Genomic DNA, 23,006 nt, shown 5'->3' with positions numbered 1-23,006 from the left:
AAGGGGTGTAGGGTATCAAGGCAGTGAGCTTATTCAGATAGATTTTGGAACAACGCAGACTATTACCACCGTTACGGCTGAAAATTGTGGTTCATTTACCACTATATTTACTATAAATGAGCAGGCTTTTGGTTCCAGGACAATTTTAGCGACAGGTATTTTATCCGCTACAAGTGCAAGAGCCTACTTTGATATTCTCCGTAACCTTACCTACCTGACACCCACAGCAGGAACTGTAGGTAGCCAGGTAACCGTATATGGGAATGGCTATATTACCTCTGAGACGCTGAGATTAGAATTTGGGAATGTTCAGGATATGGTTGCAGATGGTAGACAGGCAAATAAGGATGGGATATTTATTATTTTATTTACGGTAAATGAACAGGTTTATGGTTCAACTACCGTGAGAGTTTATGGGCAAACTTCTCCAACAGGTAGCGACTTTACAGAATTCAGGATTCTTTCCAAGATAAATTATTTAACCCCATCAGCAGGGACAGTAGGAACAATTATTAGTATCTGGGGTAATGGTTATGCTTCAAGTGAATTAGTGAGGATTGAATTTGGTGAGAATCGCACTATTACTATGGTTACGGCAAATGTAAATGGCACATTTACAACCTTATTTACTGTAGATACACAGTGTTTTGGAACAAAGACAATAGATGTGGTAGATGCCATAGGACATACATCTGAAGAGAAGTGGAAATTCCGAATAGAGGTGCATATTACCTCAGTTTCTCCCATATTTGGCACGGTAGGGAGTATGGTTACAGTAACGGGTGATGGTTATGGTGAGAGTGAGTTAATTCAGATTGATTTTGGTAATACCTTTACGATTACTACGATTACCGCAAGTCTGAAAGGGACATTCAGCACCACATTTACCGTAAATACCCGGGTCTATGGTTCTCATACTATCAAGGCGTTAGGTATGACTATTGCCAGGTCAGATATAGACGAATTCAGGATTATTCCTGATATTATTCTTATTTCGCCTACAACAGGTGTAGTGGGAACAAGGGTAACTGTTTCTGGAACTGGCTATAAAGCCTCTCCCCCGGAGATAATCCGCATTGATTTTGGGACAATAGGAACAATTCCTACTGAGCCAGATGTTATCCTATCATCTCTTAATGGGACATTTACCGCCTGCTTTACTGTTAATCCGCAACCCTATGGAATAACTACAATTAAAGTAAGGGGTGATGTGACACCAGAATATGACTGGGGAACATTTAATATTACTTCAAGAATCTATGAGGTAACACCATTGTCTGGGACAGTAGGTAGCGCGGTTACAGTTAGTGGTGATGGATATGGTAGTAGTGAAACGGTAAGGATAGCCTTTGGCACTAATGCAAGTATTACTTATGTCTCTGCGGGGAATAATGGTGTATTCAGTGCCGTATTCACGGTTGATATCCAGAGTTATGGCTCAACAACAATTGTAGCCATTGGGATACAAGATGAGATAAATCATCGCGCCACTAATACCAAATTCTGTATCTTGGGGAGGATATACCGTATTTCACCAACTCAAGGCACGGTGGGATGTGCGATTACTATCTATGGAGATGGCTATAGAAAGACAGAAGCAGTTCAGATAAGTTTTGGCACAATCCAGAATAGAGGGACAATTACCACCAATTATCGTGGTGAATTATACGGCACTATATCTCCAGATACTCAACCACGAGACCCGGATCCTAAATCTATTAGAGGCACAGGAACTATTTCTGCTCAAGTAGGTGTAGGGACATTTACCATTATTCCAAATATTTATTTGGTAACGCCTGATAGAGGGACAGTAGGGACAATAATCACGGTTTGTGGTAATGGTTACCTTAATTCTGTGGGGATAATTGTTAATTTTGGCAAGAGGTTTGGTGTAAATCCACCACAATTAAGTACGGTTACTACTACCTCAGGTGTATTCATCTATTCGTTTGCGGTTGATACCCAGTCAGGAGGCACAACGACAGTAATGGCATACGAAGATGTAGGTCAAGGGAAAGATGCCTACAACACTTTCTATATCCTTCCTCAAATCTGGTCTGTAAGTCCACAGCAAGGAACTGTAGGCACGGTAATTACTATTAAGGCAACCGGATATTCATCATCAGAGACGGTGCGCATAGCATTTGGCACAACACCAACGATTACTCAGATTTCTGCCAATATCAATGGTAGTTTCAGCACAACCTTTACCATCAATACCCAACCTTATGGCACAACTACGATTACGGGTATTGGCAGATTAGACCCGGCTACCAATACCTTCAAGATACTGCCTCAGATATTTACTCTAATTCCATCGACTGGTACAATAGGGCGGACTGTTACGGTTTCAGGTAATGGTTATGGGGCAAGTGAGTCAATACATATACTATTTGGCACTACGGGGACGATTACAAAAGTTACCTCAACTGTCTTTGGTTCGTTCTCAACCACATTCACGGTAAATACTCAACCACTCGGGACAACCACTGTCTTAGCGGTTGGTATGCAGACGCAAGCCGCTACCCAAACCTACTTTGTCATTAGCCCGCAGTTAGACTCAGTTACGCCCACCGAAGGGACGGTAGGGACAATTGTTACTTTACGCGGTATTGGTTACAAAGAAAATGAATTAGTCAGGGTTGACTTTGGTAGGACGATAAGTATTACTATGGTTTCGGCAGATACTGCAGGTAGCTGGACTACCACCTTTACCATTGATACCCAACCTTATGGCACGACAACTATTCGGGCAACAGGTTGTAGTTCACAAGGGGTGGCAGATAACCTGACGGTGAGGATATTGCAGGGGATTATTGTATTGACACCAACATCAGGCACAGTAGGGAGTATCGTTACTATTGCGGGTAATGGCTATGGTGCAAGTCAATCCATCCGCATTATCTTTGGCACAACACCGACTTTGACCCTGACCTCGACTTATGCCGAAGGTAGTTTCTCGACTACCTTTACCGTAGATACCCAACCTTACGGGACAACGACAGTGACAGCATATCAGGGCAATCCTATCTCAACATCAAGGCCATTTACTATCCTGCCCAATATCTATCAAATAACTCCAGCACAAGGCACGGTAGGGACAATAGTAACGATTGCTGGCAATGGGTTTGGGACAGGGAGTTATGTGCAATTAACCTGGGCAGGGGTGGATATAAACAATAATCCACAAACTATAGAATTAGGGACACATTCGGTAACTGCCTATGGTTCGTTCTCTGCTACATTTACAGCACCGATTCAGCCGTTTGGGACATTTACCATTACTGCTACAGATACAGGAAACCCGAATGTTTATGCTACCCGTAGTTTTGGCATTTTGCCACACCTATTCTTTATTAGTCCAGCTGAGGGAACAATTGGAACAACTATCAGTATCAATGGGAATGGGTTTAAGGGAAGTGGAGATATTTATATTACGATTGGTATTACCTCGTATGGAGTAGACAATTATGTCGTGTCGAATAATTTAGGTGAATTTGGGAGCCTGTGGTCCGATAAAATTAAGGTTCAACCTTATGGAACTGTAACGGTTATAGCTACGCAGACGAATACTATTGCTACCGGGACATTCTTTATCAAGCCAAATACCTGGGTTATACCTGCGCAGGGTTCGGTAGGGACCCAGATTACGGTATTGGGTAATGGTTATGAAGCGAGCAAAGGAATTCAGATTGATTTTGGTAGCACACAGAGTATCACTCTGGTAACAACAAATGACTTAGGGAGTTTAACTGCTATATTTACGGTTGATACCCAGCCATTGGGTACAAAAACTATTCTGGCTATAGGACTATTACAGGATGGCACCCAGACAATCTTCTTTAAGATAATTCCGTATATCGTAGATATTACACCAAAGAGGGGTTCAGTAGGGACGATAGTTACTATCCAGGGTTCAGGGTTTACAGCCAATGAGCGAGTGAAGATAGATTTTGGAACAAGGGGAAGTATTACTGTTGTTAGTGTCTCTTCAGTTGGTTCATTTACCACAACATTTACTATTGATACCCAACCCTATGGCACGACCACGATTATAGTCAAAGATATTAAGACGAGTACAGAGAGCCAGATTGAGAAAATTATCATTTTGCCAAATATCTGGCTGATTATACCATCACAAGGGACAGTAGGGATGAATGTGACGGTAGCCGGGAATGGATTCTCACAAAGTTCTTCCATCCAGATTGATTTTGGGATAAGGGCAAGTATTACTCTTACTACCTCTGCCAATTCAGGTTCGTTCACTGCGGTATTTACGGTAGATACCCAAACCTATGGGCTTAAGACCATAAAGGCGACAGATATATCAATGATTACGAACTCTGCTACATTCACTCTTCTGCCTAATATCCATTTATTAACCCCATCAAAAGGTTCGGTGGGGACATTAATTTCTATCATTGGGACAGGTTATGGCAATTCTGAAGAGATACATCTTAGGTTTGGAACAACCCAGACTGTTCCAACCTCTGCCGTAGTCAAGACAACACCTGCGGGTTCATTTACAATTACCTTTACGGTAAATACTCAAGCCTTTGGCAGCACAACCTTTGTGGCGACAGGTAAGACAAGTGGAATGGCTGCAACTGCAACTTTCTTCATTGAATCTAACATTACCCTTTGCTCGCCTGCAGGTGGAGTTGTTTCTACAGAGGTTACCATTACAGGAAATGGATTTGGGATAAGTGAAACCATTACCATTGTATTTGGTGTTTCCTATCGAACGATTACTACCTCTACTACTGATGCGGTAGGAAGTTTCTCATTGACCTTTACGGTAGATACACAATATTATGGGACACATACCATTAGTATTGTTCCAGGTAGTTCTACGATGAAGCATAATAGGTTCTTCCGGATAATTCCGAGGATACGTACGGTGAGTCCAACTTCAGGAACGATTGGAACAGTAGTAACTGTTTGGGGTGATGGATATCGCAATTATAAAGCTCCGAATTATTACGCTAGTCCGAATAGAATAGCAATTCATTTTGGGACAATTCGAACGATTACACTCGTTTATGGTGAACCGGGTGGTGTTGTAGAAGACACAGTTCAAATTCCCACTGCCAACATAGGAACATTTAGTGCCATATTTACCATTACTGATTTACAACCAGCAGGCACAACTACGATTTGTGCCTTGTCTAAGTGGGATTCATCTGGTGAGTTTGCCACAAATACATTTGGGATTATAGGGAAGGTTATATCAGTTAATCCTTCAGAGGGAACAATAGGTAGTGTGGTTACAATAACAGGTAATGGATTTGGTGAGTCAGAACCTCTCCAAATAGAATTTGGTACAACTCGAACGATTTCTACTATCACCACAAATGGATTAGGATACTTTAATGGCACATTTACTGTAGATACCCAAGGTTATGGTTCAACCACAATTACTGTTCATGGTCAAATTACCTCTGCCCAAAACTCATTCTTTATCAAGACAAGTATTGTTTTGGTAACCCCAGCGGACGGAACGGTAGGTAGTACGGTAACTATAAGGGGTGTTGGTTATCAAACATCAGAGTCGATTCGGATAGCCTTTGGGGATACTACTACTATTACTACTACTACGGCAGATGGTTACGGTTCATTTACTACCACCTTTACGGTTAATATACAGGCTTATGGTTCAAAGACACTTTTAGCCATAGGTATAGTATCAGGTGCCTCGGCAACATCTTCCTTTAAGATAACCCAAAGATTTACCCTGGTGACTCCTTCTGAAGGAACAGTAGGAAGTGAGGTAACTGTATATGGTAATGGATATTATGCCAGTGGTGATATATATATTCATTTTGGGAATACTTATTATATCTTTACAGGGTCTTCTACCAATAAAGGGACATTCGAGAGTAAATTCGATGTTAATATTCAACCCTATGGAATTACTACAATTTGTGCTGATGGGAGGAAAGTTGATCAGCAGGTATTTGATTATGGAACATTTACTATTCTTGCCAGGATTACTTCAATTAGTCCATCTTCAGGAACAGTTGGTAGCCCGGTGACTATTACCGGTAATGGATATGCGGCAACATCACAGATAAGAATAGAATTTGGTGAAAATCGAACCATAACCATAGTAACTACAAATGCTATGGGTACATTTACAACAATATTTATGGTAGATACTCAATACTTTGGGACAAAGACTATTCAGGCAGAGGATAGTTTAGGACATCGCTCAGTAGGGGATGATTGGCGCTTCTGGATAGATGTGCAGATTACATCAGTTAGCCCAACATTTGGCATAGTAGGTAGTGTGATTACTGTAGAAGGCACTGGATACGGTGGAAACGAGTTAGTGCAGATAGATTTTGGGAATACTACTACGATTACTAAAGTTAGCACCAGTATAGCCGGTACTTTTTCCACTACCTTTACTATTAACACGCAAGTTTATGGCACGCATACTATTATTGCAACAGGGTTATCTTCTGGTAAGTGGTATATTCACTCGTGCAAGATTATTCCTGATATTATCTTAATTACACCAACTTCTGGGTCAGTAGGAATAACGGTAACTATTAGTGGAACAGGGTATGGGAGTCAAAAGCATATAGAGATTAGTTTTGGTACTACGCCAACAATTCAGTTATTAGGTGGTGGCGATGAACAAACAAGCCAGAATGGTACCTTTACCTCTTACTTTAATGTTAATCTACAGCCATATGGAATTACCACGATAGTAGCCTGGTGTTATGATGTTCCTATGTCTGATACTGGGACATTCAATATTATCTCAAACCTTACTCAAGTTACCCCTATCTCAGGGACAGTTGGCTCCCAGATAACGGTAACAGGTAATGGTTATGGTAGAAGTGAATTAGTAAGAATAGAGTTTGGCCTTCATACAAGTATTACTGTTGTCTCAACAGGAGATAATGGTTCATTTGAGGCAGTATTTACTGTTGATACCCAGGGTTACGGAACAACGACGATAGTAAGTGTTGGATTGGCGGCACCGAATTTACATCGAGCGACCATTACTTTCTGTATTAAGGCTAAATTAGTCTATGTTACTCCTTTCCAAGGAACAGTAGGAAGTAAGATTACACTTTATGGGAATGGCTATGTGAGAGGAGAGAATGTCCAGATTAGTTTTGGCAATACCCAGAGTATTGCTACGATTAAAGCCAGCCTAGATAGAGGTGAGTTAAATGGCTCATTTACTGTGAATACCCAACCTTATGATACCAAACTTATCGTTGCAACAGGAACTACTTCTCAAGAGATAGGAACAGGCTCATTTAAGATATTACCAAATGTCTATTCAGTAAGTCCAGATAGAGGAACGGTTGGTACCCCCATAACTATTAAAGGTAATGGTTATGCCGCAAGTGTCCAAATCCTTGTTTTCTTTGGTAATAGAACAGAGAAGATTAATGACCCATTCTTACAAGGGACAACAACTGCAACGGGTGAATTTATACATTACTTTACCGTAGATACTCAATTTGGTGGGACAACAACTATTCAAGCCTATGAAAGAGGATATCCAAATAATAGTGAGAGAAATGCATATAGTAGTTTCTATATTCTCCCGCAAATCTGGTTTGTAAGTCCAAAGATAGGGACTGTCGGCACAGTAATTACCATAGAAGCAACAGGATTCTCTTCATCAGAGACGGTGCGGATAGCCTTTGGCACAACACCAACTATTACTCAGGTTTCCGCCAATGTCAATGGTAGTTTCAGCACCACATTTACCATCAATACCCAACCTTACGGCTCAACTACCATTACCGGCTATGGCAGATTAGATTTTGCGACGAATACATTCAAGATACTGCCGGCTATCTTCTCAGTTACACCTACAGAAGGAATAGTAGGGACAATTGTTACGGTTAGGGGTAATGGTTACGGAAGTGCAACTACGGTGCGGATTGACTTTGGCACAACGCTGGGGCTGAGAACAGTTTCTACAACTGCCTATGGTTCCTTCACTACCACCTTTACTATTACTACACAACCTTACGGAACTACAACTATCACTGGTTTTGAGACGATAGATGGTGAGTTAGTAAGTGCGACAAATAGATTTACCATTAAACCAAATATTATATTGGTTACCCCACTATCCGGGACGGTAGGAAGTAGAGTTACGGTTAGAGGTAATGGTTTTGGGGCATCTGAAGGGATACACATCCACTTTGGCACGACAAAGACTATTACCATTATTTCAACTGAAGCCTATGGGTCATTTACCACTACATTTACCGTTGATACTCAAGGTTTAGGGACAACAACTATTACTGCGGTTGGTATATCTACAGGGCAACAGGTAGCTACAGTTACCTTCCGTATTACGCCAAGATTGGTTTCAGTTACTCCAACGCAAGGCACTGTTGGGACAATCGTAACCTTGCGCGGTGGTGGGTATCAGGCAAATGAATTAGTGAGAATAGATTTTGGCACAAGGCAAACGATTACGGTAGTCTCTGCCGTGGCACAAGGAAGCTTTACCATAACATTTACCATTGATACCCAACCGTATGGTTCGACGACTGTCAAAGCAACCGGGTGCTCATCAGGATTCGGGGCAGAGAACTTTGAGGTATTCATTAAACCTAATATTGTTTATGTTACCCCATCTGAAGGCACAGTAGGGCTTGTAGTTACGGTTAGAGGTGATGGGTTTAAGGCAAATGAAGATATTCGTATAGGATTTGGTAGAAGCCCAACTATCCAGACTACACAGACATCTATCGAGGGTAGTTTCACCACCACCTTTACTATTGATACCCAGCCCTATGGTAGCACAACTGTTACCGGCTATGGAACTGTCACTCAGGCAGAAAAGACATTCTTTATTAAATCAAGGATTATTTATTTATCACCAACTACAGGGACAGTAGGAACGATTATCACTATCAGGGGTAATGGTTTTGGTGCTTCAAAGACGATAACTATTGCCTTTGGAACTACACCTGCACTTCAGTTAGCCTCTGCTTATGCCGAAGGTAGCTTTACCACCACATTTACCATTGATACCCAGCCTTTTGGCATAACTACGGTTGTTGCTCATGGCGATGAGTCTGATTGGGGCACGATTGCAATTACGCCAAACATTATTCAGATTAGTCCAAAGACAGGGACAGTGGGAACAATAGTTACCTTGAGAGGTAATGGTTTTGGGGCATCAAAGACTATCTGGATAGATTTTGGAAGGACTGCAAGTATTCAATCTACTTCTACTTATGCCGAAGGTAGCTGGACAACCACATTTACGGTAGATACTCAATCATACTCTGTGAAGACAATTAAGGCACACGGTAGTGAAGATGCTTCTGGCACATTTACTATCCTGCCTAATATTACCTTGATTACGCCGACAGAAGGAACGGTGGGAACAACCATTACCATTACTGGCAATGGATTTGAGGCTTCGACAACTATTAGTATCCACTTTGGCAACAAAACGGATATTCGTCTGACATCTACTTATGCAGAGGGTAGTTTCTCCACTACATTTACGGTAGATACACAAAGATGGGGAATAACTACCATTAAGGCTTCAAGTGGTTATGCAATTAAAGAGGGCACATTTACTATCCTGCCAAACATTATTTATATCAGCCCTACCGATGGAAGTGTAGGGACGATTATTACTATCAGAGGCAATGGGTTTAATGCCAGCACACTTGTTCGTATAGCCTTTGGGACTACTCCAACGATTCAACGGACATCAACCTATGCCGAAGGTAGTTTCAGCACCACCTTTACCATAGATACTCAGCCGTGTGGGATTACTACTATTCAGGCTTTTGGATTAACAGGGGTATTCGCTAAAGGCACGGTAGCGATAAATGCGTATGTCATCTCCATTACTCCAACTTCAGGCACAGTAGGGAGTTTTGTGACTGTGCGAGGTAATGGATTTGGGGCAAGTGATTTAATCCATATTCTGTTTGGTAGTTCACCAACAATTATTACCACTTCAACTTATGCCCACGGGAGTTGGACGACAACATTTACCGTTGATACACAACCTTATGGCACAACCTCTATTAAGGCAGTGGGGATGAATGTTTTTGTTTCTTCTGAAAGATTTGAGTATCGAATATTAACCAAACTAACCGGCATTACTCCTACCGAAGGAACAGTTGGGGCAGTAGTTATGCTTACCGCTGATGGTTTTAGTGGCAGTGAGCTGGTAAGAATAGACTTTGGCACAAACAAGACGATAACTACAGTTACAGCCAATACCTATGGTTCATTCAGCACTACCTTTACCATTGATGCGCAAGCCTACGGCACGACTACGGTTATGGCAACAGGACTTATATCTTCCAGTCCAGCTACAATCTCGTGCAAGATTCTCCATAAGGTATTTTTATATACACCTAACTCTGGAACAGTAGGCACACCGATTACGGTTATGGGTAATGGCTTTAGTTCAAGTAAGGATATAGTCATAGAATTTGGGCAGACTTTGAGTGTTACTATCCAGAGTGCGGTTAATGGTTCCATCTCAACCGTATTTACAGCTAATACTCAACCTTATGGTACGCATACAGTAAAGGTAACCGATACATATAATCCAGCCCTATTTGCTACCTATACCTTCAAGATAAAACCGGCGGTTTGGTTAGTAACACCTTCGGAAGGAACAGTGGGGACAATGATTACAATTGCGGGGAATGGGTATCGGACTAATGAGTATGTAAGGATTGACTTTGGAACTAAAGAGGGAATAGTTGTTCCTAATCCACGGGTTGACGGGATAGCAGGGACGTTCAGCGCTGTCTTCTCTATAAATAAACAGCCTTATGGGATTAGAACTATTACCGCAATTGGACAGAACGACCCCAACATTTTTGCATATAATACTTTCTTTATTCAATCACATATCTTCTCTGTTTCTCCTTCAGAAGGTCCGGTGAGGACTATTGTAACGGTAAAAGGTGATGGATTTGGAGCTAGTCAACCTATCCAAATTAACTTTGGCACCACAGTTAGTATTGTCCTTACCTCTACAGATGTCTATGGGACATTTACGGTTAGTTTTACGGTAGATACCCAACCAATAGGTTCTACTACCATACTTGCTATTTCTCCAGTCGGGACAGATACTTCTTGGTTTAAGATAGTTACGGTGATTACATCAATCAGTCCGAATACAGGCACAGTGGGTACTATTGTGAGATTAGAAGGTGATGGGTTTAAAGCAGATGAGAATATATACATTGACTTTGGGACTACTTTTAATATCAAGAGTATAACGGCAAGTCCAGTAGGTTCATTTACCACTACATTTACCATAGATACTCAACCTTATGGTGTAACTACTATCAAGGCAACAGGACAGATATCTGATTATCCTGCCTATGGCACATTTACCATTCTACCTAATATTATATCAGTTACTCCAGATAAAGCGACGGTAGGAACAATAGTTACTGTTAGAGGTAATGGATATGGGGCAAGTGCATTAATCCAGATTAATTTTGGCACAATACAGACTATTCAGATTACCTCTACTTATGCTGAAGGAAGCTGGACAATGACATTTACTATTGATACGCAACAGTATGGCACAACGACTATCAAGGCAATTGATACCACGCAACCTACAGTAATAGATGAAGCTACATTTACTATCCTGCCGGCAATCTGGCAAGTAGAACCATCTACAGGAACAGTAGGAAAGATTATTACCGTTGCCGGTAATGGGTTTGGTGGAACCGAAGCAATCCATATCCATTTTGGCACTACCCAAACGATTACATATACCTCTACAGATGCCTATGGTTCGTTCTCAACTACATTTACAATTGATACGCAGCGATATGGGACTACAACTATTACTGCTCAAGGGCTAACTACAGGTCAGACTGCCATAAGATTATTTGATATACTTTCTAATATTACCCTTATCAGTCCTAATACAGCACCTATCACAACGATTATTACTATTACTGGTAATGGATTTGATAGGACAGAACAGATTGTGATAGATTTTGGAACGACAAAAACTATAACAATTACTTCTACAGATGCCTATGGTTCCTTCTCTACAATATTCACGGTCGATACCCAAAATTATGGAGAAAAGGATATAAAGGTTAAAGGCAGTAATTCTAACCGAGAGGTAATAGGAACATTTACTCTAATTCCAAGGATATTTATTGTTTCTCCTCAAGATGGTACTGTGGGTACTTTAGTAACGGTATGGGGAGATGGTTATGAAGGTGGAGGTAATTCGATTAAACTTTGGTGTGGTAGTCAATATAAGGAATTTTCTGACAATGTGGGTCAATATGGGACATTTACTACTACATTTATTATTCTCCAGGATCCTGCAGGTAGCACAACAATAACTGCCCAAAACTATTACTCAGCATCTGTAAAACCTTTTGGGATACCTACCGCCTACAATTACTTTAAGATAATCGGTCATATCCTTACGGTAGCGCCAAGTGCTGGGACGATAGGTTCTCAAGTAGTTATCACTGCGGATGGATTTGGAAGCAGTGAACTTGTGCAAATTGACTTTGGCACTACCAGGACTATTACTACTGTAACTGCTAATGTCAAAGGCACATTTACTGCTATCTTTACTGTAGATACGCAACCGCAAGGCATAACCACTATTCGTGCTTATGGAGTTACCTCACAAACTTCAAATACCGGAACATTTACGGTTAAACCTACTATCTTCTTTGTTTCACCACAGCAAGGAACGGTGGGGACATCCATTACCGTAAGAGGTATGGGTTATCAGACCAGTGAGACAGTCCAGATAGACTTTGGTAATACTTTAACCATTACTACCGCAACACCTGATAGTTTTGGAACATTTACCGCTATCTTTACCATAGATAAACAACGCTGGGGAACTCATACCATTCGGGCTTATGGGATTACTTCAACCGTAGAGGCTTATAATTCTTGCAAGATTTTACCACATTTATTCTATATCACACCTTCTGCAGGAACAGTGGGAACAAGAGTTACTGTTATGGGTGATGGATATAAAGTATCAGACCAGATTAGACTTTATTTTGGAAACGAAACCAACTGGCCATACGAAGGTCAACCCATAGATGGATATTCAAACGCATCTCCAAATGGGACATTTACTATCTACTTTACGGTTAATTCTCAACCTTATGGTTCTACATCTGTTAAAGTTGAGGGAGAAAGTCTTCCAATGATAGCAGATGAAACTGTTTTTGTGATTACCTCTAAGATAGTAATTACACCAAATAATGGTTCGGTGGGAAGCATAGTAACTGTTCAAGGGACAGGGTATGCGGCTAATGAACAAATCCGAATTGACTTTGGTAAAACCACAACTATTACTATGACTTCTACCAATCAAGATGGAACCTTTACCACTATCTTTACTATAGATACACAATACTATGGGACAAAGACAATCACTGGTTATGGATTGAATGATATGCAAAAACATAAGGCAGATGAGTGGTTCAGAATAGAGGTAGATATACCTATATTTACACCTACAGAGGGCACAGTAGGGAGTTTTGTTACTATCCAAGGAACAGGATATGGCGCCAGTGAATTAGTCAGAATAGATTTTGGTAATACAGAAAGTATTACTACTGTTTCTACTACTGTAGATGGAACTTATGCTACTACCTTTACCGTTAATACCCAAATCTATGGCACAAAGACAGTTACTATGACAGGTCAAAATACATCCCAGCAGGTAACTAAATCCTATAAGATAATACCTAACATTATATTGGTTACACCATCTTTGGGCACTGTAGGGACTAATGTTACAGTGGAAGGGAATGGTTTTGGTGCTACAGAATTGATACAGATTGACTTTGGTTACACAGGAGTTAATATTAATCAGAGCTTAGATAGGAGTTCTTTAATAGGAACATTTACTACTAGGTTTAATGTCGATGTTCAACCGTATGATTCTACTACTGTAGAGGCAAAGGGGCAACAAACACAACATTCAGCATTTAGTTGGTTTAAGATTCTGCCTAAAATTACCAATGTTTATCCTACTTTGGGAACAGTAGGGAGTCAAGTTACAGTCTATGGTAATGGATTTGGTAAGAGTGAGGCATTAAGAATTGCATTTGGTATCAATTCAACGATTACTATTCTTACTTCAGAAGTAAGTGGTTCGTTCACAACTACATTTACAGTAGATACCCAACCTTATGGCACAACAACGATTATAGGTATAAGTATATCTCGTCCTGAGCAAAGGGCAACAAGCACTACTTTCTTCTTCTCAATCAAACCTAATATTATAAGTGTATCTCCAACAAGTGGGTCAGTAGGAACTCAAATTACAATAACAGGTAACGGTTATTCTGTATCAGAACAGGTTCTAATAGGTTTTGGTAAAACAAGAACTATTACGATTGCTACTACAGATGCGGTAGGATTGCTTGTTGCTGTATTTACGGTAGATACCCAGAGTTATGATGGTAAGCTTATCGTAGGCACAGGTGCTATCTGTGGTGAATCCGCTGCTACCAATACATTTAAGATTACCGCAAAGATTACAGTAATTTCACCACCTCAAGGAACAGTAGGAACAATAGTCACTGTAGAAGGTAATGGATATGCATCAGTGGCTTTGGATATAAGGATATACTTTGGAGTATCAGAAGTTCGGAAAGATATTGTTACTACAACAAATGGGACATTTTCAACTACATTTACCGTAGATACTCAACCTGGTGGGATAAGGACGGTGAAGGCACAAAATGTTAGTTCTTCTCTCGAATCAGATACTGGTTGCTTCAACATTCTGCCGGCTATCTGGAAGGTAGAGTTGACTGAAGGCACGGTGGGGAGTGTGGTAACGATTAAGGCAGATGGGTATCCGAAAGAAGGGTTGGTGCGGATTGGCTTTGGCACGACACCGACGATTCAGACGACATCAACAAATGTTAACGGCACATTTAGTGTTTCATTTACCATCAATACTCAGCCTTACGGCACAACCACGATTACTGGCTACGGCGCACTTGGCTTTGCTACCAATACCTACAAGATATTGCCCAACATTATCTATGTCAGCCCACAAACAGGAACAGTAGGAACAATAGTTACGGTGAGTGGGAATGGGTATGGTAGTGCCACTTCGGTGCGGATAGATTTTGGCACGACACCAACATTAGTTACCGTTTCTACGACTGCCTTTGGCTCATGGACTACCTCATTTACTATCACTACTCAGCCTTATGGCACAACGACAATTACGGCTGTAGATGTGAGTCTGACAGAGGATGTGCGGGCAACTCAGAGCGTTGTCATTACACCAAATATCATTCTTATTCAGCCACCAGAAGGGACAGTTGGGAGTGAAGTGCTGGTGCGTGGTAATGGATATGGCAGGACAGAGGTAATACATATTCATTTTGGGAATACCCGGACGATAAGTATAACCACGAGTGAGGCTTATGGTTCGTGGACGACAGTGTTTACCGTTGATACGCAATCTTTAGGCATAACGACCATTACCGCCGTAGGTATTCAAACAGGTCAACAATTTGCTTCAGCCACATACCAGATACGACCGCAATTAGTCAGTGTAACACCAGACAAAGGCACAGTAGGCACAGTAGTGACCTTACGAGGCGGTGGGTATAAAGCAGGGGAGTTAGTGCAGATAGATTTTGGCACGACCCAAACAATTACCGTAGTTTCAGCGGCTCAAGAAGGTAGCTGGACAACCACCTGGACGATTGATACACAACCTTATGGGACAACTACAATTAAGGCAGTAGGTGTAAATTCAGGCTACAGTTCTGCCAATCTAACGGTCTTTATCCAGCCAAATATTATCTACATCTCACCCAAACAGGCGACAGTAGGGACAATCATAGTAGTCAGTGGGAATGGGTATGGAGCGACCAAACTCATCCGCATTAACTTTGGTATAGTTGGCACAATTCAGACGACTTTAAGTTATCCACAAGGAAGCTTTACCACCAGCTTTACTATCGATACCCAGCCCTATGGCATAACTACGATTAAGGCCTGGCATGAAGGCAGTGAGGTATTTGCAGAAGGGACAGTAAGTATCCTGCCCAATATTATCTTGATTACGCCAAAACAAGGGACAGTAGGTAGTCTGGTGACGGTGCGAGGAAATGGTTATGGAGCAGGGAAGATAGTGAAGATAGACTTTGGCACAACGCTAACCATTCAAACTAGCTCAACTTATGCAGAAGGGTCATTTACGACTACCTTTACCATCGATACGCAACCTTACGGTATCACCACTATCAAGGCAAGGGGAGATGAATCAGCCATCGGGACATACACCATTCTACCCAATATCATTCTGATAACACCAGGCGAAGGGACACTGGGGACGATAGTAACTGTGCGAGGGAATGGATTTGGTGCATCAAAGACGATTCGGATAGATTTTGGGACAATAGGAACAATTCAGATTACCTCAAGTTATGGCGAAGGGAGTTTCACCACTACATTTACCGTAGATACGCAGCCTTATGGCATAACCACAGTGAAGGCAACAGATAGCGATAATGTGAATGCCAGTGGCACATTTACCATCAAACCAGTCATTATCTTAGTTGTTCCAGCAACCGGGACAGTAGGTGAGGTGATTACCATCAGAGGCACGGGGTATCATAGTCAGGAGCGATTGCGGCTCAACTTTGGGACGACCAGAACGATTCAAATGACATCGAGCGATGTTCAGGGAAGCTTTACCACAACCTTTACGATTAACACCCAACCTTATGGGATGACCACCATTACGGTTTATGGGACAGAGGGAATAAGTTCATTTGGGACATTGACGATTCTGGCAAATATCATTATGATTAGCCCAACCGAAGGGACAGTAGGGAAGGTAATCACTATTCGTGGTAATGGATTTAATGCCTCAGAGCAGGTGCGGCTGGCCTTTGGCACGACACGGACTATCCAACTAACCTCTACCTACGCAGAAGGGAGTTGGACGACTACCTGGACAATAGATACGCAACCTTATGGCACCACCAGTATCACGGCTTATGGAGATAGTATTCAGGCGGGTGGGACATTGAGTATCCTGGCAGAGATAATCGTTATATCACCTAAAGAAGGGACAGTAGGGAGTATCGTTACTGTTGCAGGTAATGGATATAGTGCCAGTGAATTAGTGCATATTGTTTTTGGGACATGTGGGACGATAACGATGACGAGCAGTGATGGTATAGGTAGTTTCAGCACGAGATTTACAGTCAATACACAGAGTTTGGGCACGACGACCATTATTGCTAGAGGGATGAGTTCAAACTATCCAGTCTTGAAGTGGGAATACAAGATAGTTCCGAAATTAGTGTATGTAACGCCGGATAGAGGGACAGTCGGGACAATAGTAACATTACAGGGTAGTGGGTATTTGAGCAATGAGGAAGTGCGAATTGGATTTGGGAGAACACAGACAATTACTACGACTTTTGCGACACTGGAAGGAAGCTTCACAACTACCTTTACCATCGATACACAGCCGTATGGTTCAACGACGATTATTGCCGAAGGGATAACTTCAAGAGGCTCAGCAGAGAATTTGACGGTATTTATCCTCTCCGAGATAATCGAGATAACGCCTACTTCTGGCAGTATCGGTAGTTTAGTGACGGTTCGAGGTAATGGTTATCCAGCCAGTAGTGGGATAGATATTAAATTTGGGACACGGGCAGGGGCAATTCAGTCAGTCACCAGCACTATGTATGGTTCATTCACTACTACATTCACCGTAGATACTCAACCTTATGGGACGACGACCATTATAGCCCAGTCACAGACTGAGGCAGGTGCAAGTGCACAGAAGAATAATATCTTTAAGATAATGCCGCATATCTGGTATGTATCGCCAACAGAGGGGACAGTAGGGACGATAATAACGATAGCAGGAAATGGATATTTTGGGAATGAAGATGTGATAGTAGATTTTGGGATAACGAGTATAATCGTTTGTCCTGGAGCATCTGCAGAAGGTAGTTTTAGCACTACCTTTACTATCAATACTCAACCGTATGGTTCGACTACGATAAAGGCATATAGGACATTAGGAATAACTATATCAGCTTTTCAATCAATAAAGATAAATCCAGTTATATTCTTAGTTACACCGAAGACAGGGACAGTAGGGACAATAGTTACCATAGCAGGTAATGGATATGGGGCAAGTGAATTAGTCAATATCCATTTTGGGACGACAAGGACGATAACTACAACTTCAAGTTATGCACAGGGTAGTTTCTCAACAACATTTACTATAAATACTCAGCCGATAGGAATTACGACGATAGTAGCTATAGGAAGCACAACCCGGGCAGAGGCGGCAAATACATTTACGATTACCACGCAGATAATAACTACACCAAAACAAGGGATAGTAGGGACTATAGTAACGGTAACTGGTAATGGTTATTCAGCTTCAGAGGTAATCAGGGTATCATTTGGGACGATTAATACGATTACCACGACAAGGGCAAATGAGAGTGGGTCATTTGCAACTACATTTACCGTCAATACCCAACCTTATGGAACAACCACTATAGTCATAAGAGGTGTAACATCTGGAGATGCTGGTAAGCAAACGGAGACATTTGATATTAAGCCAGCCATTATCCAGTGGACACCGAGTTTGGGGACAGTAGGGACGATAGTAAGTGTAGCCGGTAATGGGTATAGTGCGAGCAGTCTGATACGAATAAGTTTTGGATTAGAGGCAACGATAACAACGATAAGTAGCACGGCGTATGGGTCATTCTCAACTACATTTACGGTAGATACGCAAGTTTATGGGACAACAACGATGACAATAATCGATGTGAATGTAGCCGAGCAGTTATATGCGACATTTACCATTAAATCGGTCATCGTGTGGATTTCACCAACAGAGGGTGTAATAGGGACGATAGTTACGGTATTAGGGACAGGATATGGAGCAACCGAGGAAATAAGGATAGACTTTGGGACGACAAAGACGATTATTACGACAAGGACATCTGAACGAGGTAGTTTTTCAACCACATTTACGATAGATACCCAGAGGTATGGGATAACGACAGTTAAGGCAGCTGGATTAAATACAGGACAAGAATCAGTAGGGACATTTAATATACTTTCACAATTAATCACCTTTACACCAACTATAGGGGTAGTAACAACTGAAATAACGATAGCCGGGAATGGATTTGGGCAGACCGAGGCGATACATATAGAATTTGGGACGACAAAGACACTGACGATAACTACTACCGATGTCTATGGTTCATTTTCAACTAAATTTACCGTAGATATACAGGATTATGGGACGAAGTCAGTGATAATAAGTGGGATGAGTTCTGGGCGGCAGGTAGAGACTAAATTCAAAGTTATTCCTCGGATATTGATTACACCGACAATTGGCAGTGTAGGGACATTAGTATCGGTATCAGGAGATGGATATAGTGGAGGTGGTGAGCAGTATGTCTGGATAGATTTTGGTAGTAGTAGCCAGATAGTAAGTTTGATGCACATACAAGGACCTGGTGGAACATTTACCCATTCATTTGTAGTTAATACACAACCTTATGGTTCTACGAGTGTGCGAGCCTATGGTAAATATCAACTACCCAGCAAAGGTAATGAATTAGAAGAAGCATATAAACAATTTAAGATAATCGGACATATTACCAGCATATATCCGAGAGAAGGGGTAGTAAATTCACAGGTAACCGTAAGCGGTGATGGGTTTGGGCAGTCAGAATTAGTGCAAATAGATTTTGGCACGACCTTGACGATTAATACCATTAGTGCTAATATTAACGGGACATTTAGTGTGGTATTTACCGTTAATACCCAACCAGTAGGGATAACCACCATCCGTGCTTATGGGATTAATTCAACTACACAAGATACCGGGACATTTAGTATTAAGACAGGGATAACCGAGGTTACACCAAAGGAAGGGACAGTAGGGACTGTAGTAACCGTTAGAGGTAATGGGTATAATGCCACAGAATTAATTCAGATAGACTTTGGGACGACATCAACTATTACTACGGCTACTTCAGATGCGATGGGTTCATTTACGGCTGTATTTACAGTAAATAGTCAGAGATATGGGACACATACTATTCGGGCATATGGAATTAATTCAGGGGCAGTGGATACAGATGAGTTCAACATATTACCACATATCTTTGATATTACACCAGATACAGGGACAGTAGGAACACGGGTAACCGTATCAGGAGATGGATATAGGGCAAATGATGATATCTGGATACAGTTTGGATTAGATCCAGATTATGAATATGAAGGTAAACCAATAAATGATTATTTAGAGGCATCAACAGATGGGACATTTACCGTTTACTTTACTGTAAATTCACAAGCCTATGGGACAACAAGTGTGATAGTAAAAGGAGTTGATTTCACTCCATCTCCCACAGATGATGAAATATTTGTGATTACATCAGAGATATTGATTAGTCCAACTGCCGGGTCAGTAGGGAAGATAGTCACGGTAATTGGGACAGGATATGCTGTAACAGAGGAGATACAGATAAAATTTGGGACGACAGAGACGATAACTACGGGTAGGAGTAGTGAACGAGGGACATTCAATATTACCTTTACCGTAGATACTCAATTTTATGGGACAAGGACAGTTACCGGATATGGGCTATATGACAGAGATAACCATCAATATAGCCGGTCATTCAGGATAGAGGTAAATATAACAGCAAGCACGCCGACAAAAGGGACAGTAGGTAGTTTTGTGACGATTACCGGAGATGGGTATGGAGCGAGTGAATTGATTCGGATAAGTTTTGGGAATAAGAATACCATTACAACTATATCTACAAATGGAGTAGGGACATTTGGGACGACATTTACTATAGATACACAGATTTACGGGACAAAGACAGTTATCGCCAGAGGGATGAGTATAGAGCAAGAGGATATAAGGTATTTCAAGGTAATGCCGGAGATAATATTAGTTACACCATCCATAGGGACAGTCGGGACACCAGTGAGGGTAGATGTTAATGGTTATGGTCAGGGAATACCTATATATTATGATTTTGGTAGTTTGCAAAGTTGTTCTGGAGGTGGTAACAGTAGTGCAGATGGGACATTTACGATTACTACTACTTATTTTGTAGTAAATACACAACCTTATGGTTCTACGACGATAAGGGTATTTGGGTTGAGTCAGGAGGCAGAGCAGAGTGCGTATAAGTTCTTTAAGATAATACCAGAGATATTTAAAGTAACACCGACCAGAGGGAGGGTAGGTAGTGTAGTGACAGTTCAAGGAACAGGGTATGGGAGGAGCGAGAATATACGGATAGCCTTTGGCGAGACACCAACAAGGAAGACTTTGATAGTAGAAGTAACGGGGTCATTTACCACTACCTTTACGGTAGATGTTCAACCTTATGGGACAACGACTATAATAGGAATAAGTGTTTTAGATTTGGAACAGAGAGTGACCTCGACTGAGTTTGGGATTATACCCAATATTGTTTCCGTTTCACCGCTATACGGGACCGTAGGGAGTATGGTAACGGTGTGTGGTAATGGATATGGGGCATCAGAGCAAGTAGTGATAGGATTTGGTAAGACACCAACGATATTAGTTAGTCAGGTGAATAGACTGGGTGTATTACAGGCAGTGTTTACCGTAGATACGCAGAAATATGGAGAGAAATGGATAGTTGGGACAGGAACTACCTCCGGAGCAAGTGCAAAGGCTACATTTACGGTGACGCAAGAGATAACATTGATTAGTCCGCCAGCCGGGACAGTAGGTAGTTTTGTTACCGTAGAAGGGAATGGATATCCATATAACAATCCAGGTGATTTCATAAAGATAATCTTTGGAATACGACCAGGTTGGATAGCTGAAAAAGAGCTAAGCACAGATGGGACATTCTCGGTAAGATTTACGGTAGATGCTCAGCCAGGTGGAACAACAACAGTAGAAGCAAGATATTCAGGATCATCACAAGAGACAGATTATGGGACATTCACCATACTACCTGCTATTTGGAAGGTAGAGTTGAGTGAAGGCACGGTTGGGAGTGTGGTAACGATTACTGCCAATGGGTATCCGAAAGAAGGGTTGGTGTGGATTGGCTTTGGCACGACACCGACGATTCAGACTGTATCTGCTAATGTCAATGGCACATTTAGCGTTTCATTTACCATTAATACCCAGCCTTACGGCACAACAACGATTACTGGCTACGGTAGTTTAGGCTCTGCGAGCAATACCTACAAGATACTGCCAAAGATTATCTATGTCAGCCCACAAACAGGGTCAGTCGGAACGATAGTTACTTTGAGTGGGAATGGATTTAATGCCACAAGTCCTATTGTCATACAATTTGGTATGCATTCGTCAATTACAACCGTTACCTCAACAGCGTATGGTAGCTGGACAACTACATTTACGGTCAATACTCAGCGGGCTGATGCATACGGAGACTATGCAAGTGGTGATGCTTGTAAGATTAAAGCTAAGGATGCACAGAATATATCTGCAGAGGATAAGTTTAAGATAAGACCTAATATTACGGTATTTAACCCGAGTGATGGAACTGTAGGTACGACGGTGACAATTGCGGGTAATGGTTTTGGTGGTGCTCCAAATGAGAAAATCCTGATTTCATTTGGGACGACAGTAACTATTGTTCCACTGGTTAATATTGATGGGGACTATGGTTCATTCAGTACGACATTTACTGTTAATGGGCAACCTGTAGGAACAACAACAGTTATAGCTAAAGGTGTGAATACAGGAACTACTGCTACCGTCTTCTTCAGGATATTATCAAGGATAATTGATGTTAGTCCTAATCAGGGCACAGTAGGAACTATAGTGACAATGAGCGGTGATGGTTTTACAGGGACCGATTATGTAAGAGTAGATTTTGGAACGACATTGAGTATTACTTGTATATCAACTGATGGAAATGGCTTATTCACAGTTATCTTTACCATCGATACCCAGC

1 protein-coding gene (cut by both window edges) is annotated in these 23,006 nt (G+C 41.5%); it reads left to right on the top strand.

The coding region annotated (locus AB1422_00005) for a hypothetical protein (protein MEW6617733.1) crosses the window boundary (this coding region is incomplete at both ends): on the top strand, window positions 1–23,006 show 23,006 of its 85,129 nt. The annotated region is longer than the window, extending 35,920 nt past the left edge and 26,203 nt past the right edge.

The sequence above is a fragment of the bacterium genome (genome assembly GCA_040757115.1).
Classification (GTDB): Bacteria; UBA9089; CG2-30-40-21; order CG2-30-40-21; family SBAY01; genus JBFLXS01.
Note: the sequence above shows the minus strand (reverse complement) of the source record. Positions and strands in the feature narration are given on the sequence as shown.